Here is an 11,889-nt window from a genome sequence, read left to right on the forward strand (position 1 = left end):
CTTACCCATGAGAAGATTACCATTAATGCAAAACGAGGATAGGTGATGAACACCTATCCTCGTTTTGAAGAATACATTTCCATAACAATAGCCTTTGTCTCAGTATACTATTCCATTATAACTCCATCATACCCTTGTATAGAGAGAGTGATGGTTCCCCTGCTTATAATGTTAGAAATACTTTCCGATAATCAGCTGTGTTCGATATAGTTGATATCGCTTGTTATGGTAGCACCCTAAGTTTTGTGGATTTCCGTAAAAAGCATTTTTTATATTACATTAAATCAGTAGTAAAATACCCCATGAGCATATGGAGGGGAAGTAATTTGCAAATCGTCATAATTACTTCCAATAATATTAAAGCACATTTAAAAGGCAATGTAAATACTTTTATTTCAAAAAATTAAATATTTTTATATATTATTTATATGTATTTTTTTAATTGGCTAATAAGTCTTTCACCATATCTGGAGTGCCTCTTCATGTCAGCCGCTCGCTTGTAAAGAAAACCCTCTTCCGTTTAGAAGAGGGTTTTTTCGCTCAAAGAACTTAGCTTCCTTTTTTATTCGTAACGCAGTGCCTCTATGGGGTCTAGCTTTGCAGCCTTGTTCGCCGGGTAATAGCCGAAGAACAAGCCAATCGCCATTGAGAACCCAACCGCCACTACAATAGAGCTAATGGTGGGCACAACCGGGTGCTTAATTAAAATACCACCCAAATACCCAAGCGCACCGCCGGTTATAATACCCAAAATACCACCTATCACGCAAATAATCATCGATTCCACAATAAACTGAATGCGAATTGCGCTGTCTTTTGCACCCAATGCCTTGCGAATACCAATTTCGCGTGTACGCTCCGTTACCGATACTAACATAATATTCATAACGCCAATACCACCAACTAAGAGCGAAATACCTGCAATTACCGCAATGGCAAGAGACATGGTACTTAATATATTATTCATTTCAGAAAGCTCAGAATCAAGGCTGACCGCACGAATCATAACTTTTTCATTTTTAGAGTAATAATTATTATTAAAAAAATCCATAGTGTCCGCTGTAATCTTCGCGTAGTTCGACCCCATCAGTGCGCTTACCATAAAAGTGCTGTATCCATCGTCAGAATTAGCAATCCGTGTGGCCGCAGCCAATGGTAAATACATATTAGTAGTATCACTCTGCCCCATCATCATTTGCATGGTGCCGCTTTCAACGCTTGCGTCCTCATAAATTCCAATGATGGTTACGGTCTCACGCCCTGAATCGAGAGATACCTTTATCTCCTTACCCAAAGGATTGGGATCCCCGGGAAATAAGAGCACAGCGAGCTTTTCAGAAATAACTGCCAGATTATTACCCCGTTTCGCGTCGCGGTCTGTAATAAACCGGCCGCTTTTGATTTTCACATTTTTGGTAATCGAAGCACCAGCGTTTACTCCTGAAACATCTACCTTATAGGTTTCCCCTCGAAACTTAATCGTACCGGAACCAACACTGCGGGTAAGGCCTATTCCGTTGATTCGGTCGCCGTACCGCTCCACGTATCTGTCCAGCATTTCATCGGTAATCATGTCTTCTTCATCCATAGACATGCTTCTTGCATTATCTTTGGGAGATACATAAACCTGAATATTCGTAATTCCGAAGGTTTCAAGCGCTTCGCTTACGGAACTAGTCATTGCCTTACCAACAGATGAAATCGCAATAACCGAACCAATACCAATAATAATGCCGAGCATTGTAAGCAGTGCACGCATCTTATTTGAGATAAGGCCCGCTACTGCTAGGCGAACATTTTCCATTAGATTCATACTGCCGCCTCCTCTTCTGGGAGGCGAGCACGATCCCGGTTATCCACATCGCTTACGATGTATCCGTCGCGGATGGTGATGATGCGATCCGTTTCCTCCGCCAGCTCTTGGTTATGCGTAATAAGCACGATTGTCTTTTTCTGTTTTTCATGCAGGGTATGGAACAAATCCATAACCAAACGCCCGGTAGCACTATCAAGCGCACCCGTAGGCTCATCCGCCAAAATAAGGGCAGGGTCGTTTGCCATAGCACGGGCAATCGCCACACGCTGTTTTTGTCCGCCGGAAAGCTCGTTTGGCATATGCTTCCCGCGCTCCGACATCTCAACGAGCTCTAACAGCTCCTTTGCCCGCTTTATCCGCTGGGAATGGGGTACCCCTGCATACAACATGGGCAGTTCCACATTACCAATTGAAGTAGAGCGCGGAATGAGGTTAAAGGTTTGAAACACAAAACCAATTTTTCGATTTCGAATATCGGAAAGCTGGTTACTCGGCATTTCTCGTATTGGAACGCCGTCTAGCTCGTACTCTCCGGCAGTGGGGCGGTCCAGCGCGCCAATCAGGTTCATCAGTGTCGATTTACCAGAGCCGGACGCACCAACAATCGAAACAAACTCGCCTTCGTAAACTGTTAAATCAATTCCGTGCAGAATCTCCAGCTCATTCGGGGTGCCGAGGTAATACGTTTTTACAATGTTGTGCATTTCAATGATGGTATTCCTGCTCATTACGACGCCTCCCCGGATGCCCCGCTCACCGCGTCTGCCAAAGCGGAGGCGCCGTTCGTCACTGTAATAAGCATTCCGGGAGACATGGATTTCGCGTCCGTAATAACCGGCATTCCAGAGGTGAGCCCCTCACCGGTAATTTCAATGGCCAAGTCAGTTTCCACACCCGTCGTTACCGGAATTGCTACTGCCTGATACGTATTATCTGACTGTTTTTGCGGGGTATATACAATCGTCTGCCCCTTCTCATTCGTGGTGAGTGCATCATAGGGCACCGCCAGAACACTGGATCTCTCCTGCGTAATAATCTTCGCCTTGGCAGTCATACCAATTCGCAGAGGTGTGTTGGGGGTTTGAATAAGAACCTCTGCCTCAAATTCTACGTTATTGTTTGTAGTAGTTGCGGCCGCTGCAGTGGATTTTGATGAGCCAGCGCCAACCGCCGCAGGGGCGATTTTCTGCACAATGCCTTCATATTCCACACTGCCTGTGGCGTCTGCGGTAACAATAGCCTTCATTCCCTCTTTCACGGAAGTAAGGTCATATTCTTTCACTTTTACCTTTACCTGCAGGCCCTGTGTATTCTCAATGGTAAACATAAGACCATTTGCGGTTGCATTTTCCTCCGCATACACAGCGGTAACGGTGCCAGAGGTAGGCGCTGTTACTGTGCATTTCTTCAGGTTATCGTTCAGCGTGCGAATATCAGCCTGAAGAGATTCGGTGTTTGCCGCAATCTTTTCAGAGTTAACGGCATCCTTTGCGCTGTTAATGGATTGATTGGCAGCAGTTTGCGCGGCCTCCAAAGAGCGTACGGCGCTGTCGTAAGAAAGCTGAGCATCCTCAACTGCTTTCACATAATTCTTCATCTTATCTGTAGACGCGTTCTTTGCGTCGATAGAGGCGGCATTAAGAGATTTTTGTGCATTGTTGTAAGCAAGCTGAGCATCTTCTTGGGCTTGACGCAGTACTTTTAAAGATTTGAAACCGGTGTTCTCATTTGTGATTCCGTTTTCTTCCTCAAAGTCGTCAATTTCCTTTTGCTTTGCATCAATCAGTTCCTGACTTTCTTTCCGATTCTTTAAATCTTTCAGATCATCTTTGAGGTCTTTAAGGCGGTCTTTAAACTCTTTCTTAGCATCGTTGTATTCCTTACTTGCACGCTCATAGGCACTCTTTGCCGTATCGAGAGCGGCATTTGCAGACACCAACTGGTTTTTCATTTCTTGATCGACACGAGCCTGATTCACATCTCGGTCATCAATCGCTTTGCTAAGCGTGCGCTGAGTATTGGTCACCTGGTCTTGCGCGGCATTTATCTGAGTATTCAGCCCTTGATCCAGATTGTTTTTCGCATCCTGGTAGCTTTTCTCTGCAATTTGAATTCGCTGCTGCGAGCTTTGGGTACCGGTGCGAAGAGCAATCTGCTTTTGCTGTAAGTTGTTATGTAGGTCTGTTTCATCCAGCTTGGCTAACAGTTGGCCGGCTGTCACTTTATCTCCTACCTTTACCGGCACGCTTTTAATTGGCGCTGAAACCTCAGCGTAAACGTAAACGGAATCTGTACTTTGCACATTACCGCTGGCCTCAACGGTACCGCGCAATGTTTGCTGTGCCAAGGTCTCTGTTTGCACAGGTGTTGCCACAGGGCCTTTGGGAGAGAAAAGGGCATACGCAGCCGCAATTCCAACCACTACGACTCCCGCAATAATAAGTATTTTCTTTTTTTTCACGGCGTAATCCTCCAATGGAAAAATGAGAAACCCTACTCAAGTTGTATTATTTTATTAGTACAATAATACACCAATGTTGAAATAAAATCAATCGATTTCATATCCAAAGGCTCTATTCTTCAGAATTTTACAGAATAGTCATAATTTTGCATGTTACTGAAAACAAAATTGTTAATGAGATTAAATATATAATAATTTTATATTTTTCTAAAGTCAAGGTTATTACACTGGAAACAATATAAAACAGTAGTTTGTATAAAGGTTCTGTTTCCCCTAAGGCATTTTTATGGTAAAATAGCCTCAATTCAATAAATTGGTGAACAAGACTGCATACGATTGCAGTAAAAAGATGGAAAAAGGTGACATTTATGAAGCTGCAAGGATGGTATTTGTATAACAGTTCCTTTGTTTTAAAGACAGAAACACAATGCTTTTTATTTGATTATTATCCTTATGTGGGTGAGCCGAAAGTTGGTTCGCTGGAGTCTGGCAAACTTGACCTGGAACAAATCCGTGATTTTGGGCTGCCGTTAACGGTATTTGTTTCCCACGCACATTATGACCATTTTGATAAAAGTATTTTTTTAATTAAGAATAAAATTTCAAACGTTCATTTTGTAATTTCTGATGACGTGCCCTTTACGCCGGGTTTTACCAGTGAGCAGATTTTAACCGTACAAGCTGGCAAACAGTATGAGTGGAATGGGCTTACCATTCGCACCCTTCTCTCTACCGACCAAGGGGTCGCGTTCTTGATTCGCATGCCCGAGGGTACCATTTACCATGCAGGCGATTTGAACTTTTGGGATTGGGAAGGCGAAAGCACTGCATACCGCCGCCAAATGGAGCAAGATTACAAGCAGCAAATCGACTGCATTGCCGGTGAGCACATTGATTTAGCATTTGTACCGCTGGATGGACGGCTGGAGGCAACGTACTGGAAAGGCTTGGATTATTTCATGCGTTCTACACATACCCAACACGTTGTGCCCATGCATTTTCGTGACCAATACGAGGTATTTGACTGGCTGAACCGTCAGCCACAAGCAAAGGAATACCTTAACAAGGTTGAAGTCATTACCCATAGCGGTCAATCATTTTGCCTTGACTAACAAAGAATGATACAAAAGCGCGTGAGGGAGACTTTCCCTTCCGCGCTTTTTTACCGGGAAAAATCGCCTAAGGCGAAATTAACCCTTTATAAATTTTTCCATTAGCAAATGGCCTGTGTCAATACGCAAGCCGGTTGCTGCCGCAGATTCCTCGGAGAAGCACTCTACTCCGGTTGTCGGCTGGTCTTTGCGGTAAATGAGGAACGGTACGGGGTCATTGGTATGCGTACGCAAAGCCAGTGGTGTTGGGTGATCCGGCACCACCAGTATGCTGTAATCCTCGTATTGCTCTAAATTTTCGAGCAGTCCCTTTAAAATACGGCTATCGATATATTCAATCGACTTTACCTTGTTCTCAATTTCGTGGCGGTGTCCACATTCATCTGGAGCCTCTACATGGATGTATACAAAATCCTGCCCATTTGCCAGCTCATCCATTGCCGCCTGCGCTTTTCCCTCAAAGTTGGTGTCAATATAACCGGTCGCTCCCTCAACGTGCACCACGTTCATGCCGGAGAATTTACCAATGCCCTTGAGCAAATCCACCGCAGAAATCATAGAGCCTTTCAGTCCGAACTTTTCTTCAAATGCAGAAAGCTGCGCACGAACGCCCTCACCCCACAGCCACATGCTATTTGCCGGGCGCTGGCCGCGAGCAACACGTGCCTGATTTACCGGATGGTCTTTGAGCAGGTCGTACGATTTCACCATCATATCATACAGCTTTGCCGCATTGGGGTGTGCGGGTATGTACTCCCGAATCGGCTTGCCGGTAATATCGTGCGGGGGGGTTAAGGTGCCAATCTCCAGCGTGCCACCGTTCCAAATCAGGCAGTGGCGGTAGCTTACGCCGCTGTACAGCTTAAATTCCTCGTTGTCGAAATGCTCAGCCAAATACGCGATAAGCACCTCGGCCTCTTCGGTAGAAATATCATCGGCACAGTAGTCCAAAATCGTCTTGTCGGCGTACTCCGGTTCATCCGAAAGGGTAACCAAATTACAGCGGAAAGATACATCCGTTGGCTTCATATCAATGCCAATACTTCCTGCCTCCAGAGGAGAACGGCCAGTATAATACACGGCGGGGTCGTACCCCAAAACCGAGAGGTTTGCAACATCGCTACCGGGCTTTAAATGGTCCGCCACCGTTTTCACCAAGCCGACCTGCGCTTTCTTTGCAAGAGAATCCATATAGGGCTTATGAGCGGCCTGCATGGGGGTCTTACCACCCAGCTCCTCCACCGGATAGTCCGCCATTCCATCGCACAACAAAACTACGTATTTCATGGAGAGTTGTCCCTTCTGTATGATGATTTAAATATTCCATCTAACTTAGTCTATTCTAACATAATCGATTTCTGTTTTCAAATATTTTGTCGTTAAAGCCAAGTATGAGAGTAAATTCCACCAGCAATTTGAAGAGCGAATGTAACCACATAAATCACTGCACACAACGGCAGCCTGCTTTTCCCTGCCACAGGAACCGAGTGATGGAGTGCAAACACACCCGCCAAAAGCCCCAAAGCAAACCCCAGTACCCCAAACGAAAAGAGGCCGACAGCCATTAATACCGGCACCATCACCGTAGCCCAAATGGGAATTTGCGTAAGGGAGGTATACGGCTTCCCTGATTTTAAATAGATTCCATCCACCGCTACATCCACCCGGTTCCCCATAGCGATAATGTGAATATCGGTTCCATCTACCGATACATCTTCATCGATTACCCGTACAAACATATTTTTGCTCTTTGCCGCACGCCGTTGACCATCCACATGTACGGTTGCACGAAACAGCCCAAACCGAATACCGACCTCATGGGGTTCGCCATTTACCGTAAGCGTCCAATTCCGAAAGCCATCCATTCCTTATTCTCCGTTCTGTGCGGGTCTTGCTTGCCCGCTATATTTGAATCAGCTCTAATGCAATTTCTACTATACTTGTTATTATACTACCTGTGGCATTGCCTCGGCAATAGAAAGGAACGTTTCCTCTGCTTTGAAAACAACAAAAAGCCCGAACATAATAAAACCCCACCAACGCCATCGGTGGGGTTTTATTTGCGGGCATAACCCACTGCTACTGGAAAGCCCTTATTACGGCCAATATGGGCTGCTCCGCGTTTGCTTCCTCTTATATTTATCTTCATTCATTTAAGTTTAAAAACGAAAAACAAAACTAAGGGCAAAATATCTAGATATTCTTTATAAAACAAAAAAGCAGTTAAGATTTCTCTTAACTGCTAAATCAGCATGTAGATTATACAGACCTTACCGCCCCAACCGAATGCCGGTTTGGTATGCTTTTGCAGGCGCTAATTCCAATATATCGCGCAGACCTCGTTTGTCTTGTCCTGTATAACTTGTTTATAGTATAACTCTACTTATCCTATTTGTCAATACTCTATTTAAAATTTTACTTGTATTTAACAAATAAACAAGAACCAATTTTATTTTATTGCAAATTTTTAGTTTTATAAAATATGAAACAAAAAGCAGCTAGGATTCCTCCTAGCTGCAACATTTTCATTGCATTATACAGGCCTGCCCGTTCCGGCCGAATGCCGGCTCGGTATGCTTTCGCATGGCGCTAATTCGAATATATCGCGCAGACTCCGTTTGTCTTGTCCTGTATAACTTGTTTATAGTATAACTCCGCCTATCTAATATGTCAATACTTTAGCGAGAATTTTACACAATATAAACAAAATTTTAACAATTAAATTCCTAACAGCTTGGGAGCCGCTTCTTTCAGCTTCTCTGTGAGTGCGAGAGCTTCTTCACGGTTCGAACCACAAGCGGATAGGTATACTTTAATCTTTGGTTCTGTACCAGAGGGACGCACCATCAACTTGCAGCCGTTTTCCATACGGTATTCCAGTACATTGGATTTTGGCAGGTCAATAGGGGTCTGTGTGTCGCCATCGAAGCAAATGCGAGTTTCGTAATCGCTGTGGCCAACTACATCAAAGCCTGCAATTTGGCCGGGGGCTTCTTTTCGCAGAGCATCCATCATAGCGGCCATCTTATTCATACCATCCTGCCCTTCAAACACGAAGTTAAGCAGGTCATTGATATAATAGCCATGCTTTTGGTACAAATCATTCATAGCATCTACCAGGGTTTTTCCCTTGCGTTTGTAATCAAGTGCCATTTCACATATCAGCAAGCTGGCGTTTACAGCGTCCTTATCACGCACATAGCTGCCAGACATATACCCATAGCTTTCTTCGTAACCAAAAATAAAGCGGTGCTCCTGTCCTTTGGCTTCCAGCTCCCCAATTTTTTCGCCAATAAACTTAAAGCCGGTAAGAACCTTGAAAAGCTCAATGCCATATTCGGCGGTAACGGCTTCGTTTAAATCGGTGCTTACAATTGTACTTATTGCCGCAGGGTGTTCCGGCATCGTACCATTTTTACGGCGCATACGGGCGACGAAATCGAGCAGAAGAACGCCCATCTCGTTGCCGTTGATGAGCACAAACTCCCCATTATGGCGAACCGCAACACCTGCGCGGTCACTGTCTGGGTCAGTTGCCAAAAGCAAATCGGGCTGCAACCGCTCACTGAGCTCCAAGCCCTTTTGCAAGGCCTCGCGGAACTCCGGATTTGGGTAAGGGCAGGTCGGGAAGTTCCCGTCCGGCTCTGCTTGTTCGGCAACAAGCGTGACATCGTTAAACCCAATTTCACTTAAAACACGTGTAACACACATGCGCCCCGCTCCATTTAGAGGCGTATACACCACTTTTAGGCCGCCGTCCACATCGTGCAGAAGGCTCTGCCCTTTTACGGCTTCAATGTACGCATCCGTTACCCTTTGGGGGATGATCTGAATCAGGCCGTTTTGAACGCCTTCCTCATAAGAGATATGTTTTACATCACTAAAAATATCGAGATTATTAATTTCATCCAGTACACGGTCTGCCATTTCCAGTGCGATTTGGCAGCCGTCACTGCCGTATGTTTTATAACCGTTGTATTTTGCGGGGTTATGGCTGGCTGTAATATTAATGCCTGCATCGCAGTGCAGATAACGCACTGCGAAGGACAATGCGGGCGTGGGCATCAGCTCTGGGTAGAGGTGTGCCGTAATGCCGCTAGCCGCTAAAACTCCTGCTGCTTCCCTTGCAAACAGCTCAGAATTAATACGGCTGTCATGCGCAATGGCTACCGAGCCGCCGGTCTTTTTCTTTTTTAAGTAATTTGCCAGCCCTTGCGTTGCCTTGCGAACCGTGTAAATATTCATCCGGTTGGTACCTGCGCCGAGCACACCGCGCAAGCCAGCCGTACCAAACTCCAAGTTGCGGTAAAACCGGTCGTTAATCTCCTCCGGCTGATCAGCAATTTCTTCCAATTCTTGGGTCAGCTTCGGGTCTTCCAAAGGGGTATTGCGCCATCTCTCATATTCTGTCATATCTGGTACGTTCCTTTCCTTTCGCCCGACTTAAAGACGTTAATTTCTATACCCATAGAGTAGCATCGGCACACCGTTTTGTCAATGCGAAACAAGGTGGTACTAAACAGGACTTCCCCTCTTTTTACTCCGCTCTTATTTACCGTTTGCACGAATTATATTTGTTACAACTCCCTGCGGTGTTATGTCTACAATACCATAGCTCGCATCTGCCCCTCGCAGTGAGCCGGGGTTCATGATATATAAGCCATTCTCGTACTCCGTGTACGGCACATGCGTATGCCCAAACAGCAAGATGTTTGCTTTTTGCAAACGAGCCGCGAGTTTGATTTCATCCAATGAGTATTTAACGCTATGCAAATTACCATGTGTATAAAAAATCTTGCGGTTCTCTAACTGAATTTCACCCAGTGGAGGAAGAGCAGAGCACCAATCGCAATTGCCACGAACCTGCAAGAACATTTTATCGGGGTACAAGTAGCGTTCGTCCTCTATATCATCGCAGCCATCTCCCAAATGGATGATTACTTCTGCTTTTGGCTGTGACAAAATCACCCGATGCAAGGTGTGCTGATCCCCGTGTGTATCTGACATAACTAAGATTCTCATGGTAACTCCCTTCATTTTGTTCCTTTGATTGATGTGTTCTGCTTTGTCCACGCTCGACAGATTGTAACTTCTTTGCTTTGAGAGAATAAAATAATATTACTTGCAGAAAAAACAGAGATTTTAACGTGTCCACACAGTTTTCGTTTTCATATCCCGAACCAATGATTCATATGATAGGAAAAGGGGTGATAACAATGCAATCGAATCAATCCAACGATAAGCAGGTCCTGCTAAACATGCTGGCACAGCACCTTGGCAAGAGCCCGGAGGAAATACAACAGCAAGCCGCCAGCGGCAATTTAGCCGGTTTAATGCAGAATATGAACCCAAACGACGCAGCCGCTCTACAAAAAGTGCTAAATGATCAGCAAGCGATTCAAAAGCTAATTAGCTCACCACAGGCACAAGATTTAATGCGCCGATTAAACGGTAAGAAATAAGTAAAGGGTGTGAGGGAATGGATGATCTCACCAGCAAAATCAACGAGGTGCTCAGCGACCCACAGGCCATGCAGCAACTGAACAGTTTGGCCGCCTCGCTGGGGCTGGGGAATTCCATGCCTAATACCCCCACGCCTCCGGGGCAAAATGCACCTGCCAATAACAACCCCCTGCAAGGGCTGGACCTAAGTAGTTTAGCCGGTCTTTTGGGAAACGCCGGTGCCACCCCCCCGGGCGGCGGGAACATACCGCAGTCCCCCGGTGCAGCCGGCGGGCTAGATACCGCAAAAATCGCCACTCTACTCTCAAGCCTTGGAGGGGCAAATGGGTTGGGCGCACTATCGGGGCTATTAGGCGGGAATAACGGCGGCGGGCTGGGCGCTCTTTCCGGCCTATTAGGCGGCGGCGGTGGCGGTGGCGGATTGGATGGAGATATACTGCAAACCGTAACAAAGATTCTGCCGTTGCTCTCCGCATTCCGCCAAGAAGATAACAACACTCGCTTATTGCACGCCCTACGGCCTTTACTTGGGGCAGAACGGCAGAAAAAAGCGGATGAAGCAATTAAAATCCTTTCCATGCTGCGCCTATTGCCAATTCTGCGTGGGCAAGGAATCTTATAACGGAAGGGGGATTATAAAGTGGCAAGCAACGAAACAAACGACATGCAGCGAATGCAGCAAGATGCCATTCGCAGGGTACGTGAGATGCAAAGTCGGGCAAACCAAAGCCTAAACCGTTCCCAGTCGACCGCTCCACAGGAGCGCCCTGCACACGAAGCCAGCCAGCACTCGCAGCAAAACCATTCACAGCCATCCTCTTCCCATTCGGCTCCGGCTCCCCCTTCGTTACTGCCGGATCTATCATCACTTCCGCAGGCAAGTTCTCTTAACAGCCTATTCGACAGCCTGCTGCAAGACGGCGAGCGTACGCTTATACTGGTTCTTATCCTAATTCTTGTTTCTGAAAAGGCAGACACCGGTCTCATTTTTGCTTTAATGTACTTAATTATTTGATTAACACAAAACATACTCCGTA

At 45.8% G+C, this 11,889-nt stretch carries 11 protein-coding genes; 4 read left to right on the forward strand and 7 right to left on the reverse strand.

Annotation, left to right across the window (positions count from 1 at the left end; translation table 11 throughout):
- Positions 1 to 562: 562 nt before the first annotated feature.
- Genes E7L17_RS12530 through E7L17_RS12540 form a run of 3 tightly spaced genes read right to left on the reverse strand, consistent with a single transcriptional unit; the run spans position 563 to position 4,277 of the window.
- On the reverse strand, positions 563 to 1,813 hold the full coding sequence (locus tag E7L17_RS12530; protein ID WP_316323483.1) for an ABC transporter permease: 1,251 nt from the start codon (positions 1,811 to 1,813) through the stop codon (positions 563 to 565).
- Positions 1,810 to 2,544, reverse strand: a complete 735-nt coding sequence (locus tag E7L17_RS12535; RefSeq protein ID WP_316323484.1) for an ABC transporter ATP-binding protein — start codon at positions 2,542 to 2,544, stop codon at positions 1,810 to 1,812. The genes E7L17_RS12530 and E7L17_RS12535 overlap by 4 nt, the downstream gene beginning before the upstream one ends.
- The gene (locus E7L17_RS12540) at positions 2,544 to 4,277 is read right to left on the reverse strand and encodes an HlyD family efflux transporter periplasmic adaptor subunit (RefSeq protein WP_316323485.1); all 1,734 of its coding nucleotides are present in this window, start codon (positions 4,275 to 4,277) and stop codon (positions 2,544 to 2,546) included. The genes E7L17_RS12535 and E7L17_RS12540 overlap by 1 nt, the downstream gene beginning before the upstream one ends.
- Before the next feature lie 368 nt (positions 4,278 to 4,645).
- Here E7L17_RS12540 and E7L17_RS12545 point away from each other — a divergent pair, with 368 nt between their 5' ends.
- Entirely contained in the window at positions 4,646 to 5,389 is a 744-nt protein-coding gene (locus E7L17_RS12545; RefSeq protein WP_316323486.1) for an MBL fold metallo-hydrolase, read from the forward strand.
- Positions 5,390 to 5,467: 78 nt separating this feature from the next.
- On the opposite strand, the gene E7L17_RS12550 is transcribed toward E7L17_RS12545, so the two are convergent.
- From E7L17_RS12550 to E7L17_RS12565, 4 genes are all read right to left on the reverse strand, one after another.
- The gene (locus tag E7L17_RS12550) at positions 5,468 to 6,676 is read right to left on the reverse strand and encodes a cofactor-independent phosphoglycerate mutase (RefSeq protein WP_316323487.1); all 1,209 of its coding nucleotides are present in this window, start codon (positions 6,674 to 6,676) and stop codon (positions 5,468 to 5,470) included.
- 92 nt (positions 6,677 to 6,768) lie between these two features.
- Entirely contained in the window at positions 6,769 to 7,254 is a 486-nt protein-coding gene (locus E7L17_RS12555; RefSeq protein WP_316323488.1) for a hypothetical protein, read from the reverse strand.
- Between the two features lie 853 nt (positions 7,255 to 8,107).
- Complete coding sequence (locus E7L17_RS12560) at positions 8,108 to 9,802, reverse strand: phospho-sugar mutase (RefSeq protein ID WP_316323489.1); 1,695 nt, start codon at positions 9,800 to 9,802, stop codon at positions 8,108 to 8,110.
- 135 nt (positions 9,803 to 9,937) lie between these two features.
- The gene (locus tag E7L17_RS12565) at positions 9,938 to 10,426 is read right to left on the reverse strand and encodes a metallophosphoesterase (RefSeq protein WP_316323490.1); all 489 of its coding nucleotides are present in this window, start codon (positions 10,424 to 10,426) and stop codon (positions 9,938 to 9,940) included.
- Between the two features lie 179 nt (positions 10,427 to 10,605).
- Between E7L17_RS12565 and E7L17_RS12570 the strand changes: the two genes are divergently transcribed.
- Genes E7L17_RS12570 through E7L17_RS12580 form a run of 3 tightly spaced genes read left to right on the forward strand, consistent with a single transcriptional unit; the run spans position 10,606 to position 11,867 of the window.
- Positions 10,606 to 10,851, forward strand: a complete 246-nt coding sequence (locus tag E7L17_RS12570) for a hypothetical protein (RefSeq protein ID WP_242953575.1) — start codon at positions 10,606 to 10,608, stop codon at positions 10,849 to 10,851.
- Between the two features lie 17 nt (positions 10,852 to 10,868).
- Positions 10,869 to 11,474 carry a hypothetical protein gene (locus E7L17_RS12575; RefSeq protein WP_316323491.1) on the forward strand — a complete coding sequence of 202 codons (606 nt, stop codon included), beginning with the start codon at positions 10,869 to 10,871 and terminating at the stop codon, positions 11,472 to 11,474.
- Between the two features lie 18 nt (positions 11,475 to 11,492).
- The gene (locus E7L17_RS12580; protein WP_316323492.1) at positions 11,493 to 11,867 is read left to right on the forward strand and encodes a hypothetical protein; all 375 of its coding nucleotides are present in this window, start codon (positions 11,493 to 11,495) and stop codon (positions 11,865 to 11,867) included.
- Positions 11,868 to 11,889: the final 22 nt, after the last annotated feature.

Source organism: Clostridium sp. (assembly GCF_032576335.1).
Lineage (GTDB): Bacteria > Bacillota > Clostridia > Oscillospirales > Acutalibacteraceae > Faecalispora.

Excerpts from the sequence above, each read along its gene's own strand:
- E7L17_RS12545 (WP_316323486.1), top strand. The coding sequence starts at position 4,646 with ATGAAGCTGCAAGGATGGTATTTGTATAACAGTTCCTTTGTTTTAAAG.
- E7L17_RS12565 (WP_316323490.1), bottom strand. The coding sequence starts at position 10,426 with ATGAAGGGAGTTACCATGAGAATCTTAGTTATGTCAGATACACACGGG.
- E7L17_RS12535 (WP_316323484.1), bottom strand. The coding sequence starts at position 2,544 with ATGAGCAGGAATACCATCATTGAAATGCACAACATTGTAAAAACGTAT.
- E7L17_RS12555 (WP_316323488.1), bottom strand. The coding sequence starts at position 7,254 with ATGGATGGCTTTCGGAATTGGACGCTTACGGTAAATGGCGAACCCCAT.
- E7L17_RS12560 (WP_316323489.1), bottom strand. The coding sequence starts at position 9,802 with ATGACAGAATATGAGAGATGGCGCAATACCCCTTTGGAAGACCCGAAG.
- E7L17_RS12550 (WP_316323487.1), bottom strand. The coding sequence starts at position 6,676 with ATGAAATACGTAGTTTTGTTGTGCGATGGAATGGCGGACTATCCGGTG.
- E7L17_RS12575 (WP_316323491.1), top strand. The coding sequence starts at position 10,869 with ATGGATGATCTCACCAGCAAAATCAACGAGGTGCTCAGCGACCCACAG.
- E7L17_RS12570 (WP_242953575.1), top strand. The coding sequence starts at position 10,606 with ATGCAATCGAATCAATCCAACGATAAGCAGGTCCTGCTAAACATGCTG.
- E7L17_RS12530 (WP_316323483.1), bottom strand. The coding sequence starts at position 1,813 with ATGAATCTAATGGAAAATGTTCGCCTAGCAGTAGCGGGCCTTATCTCA.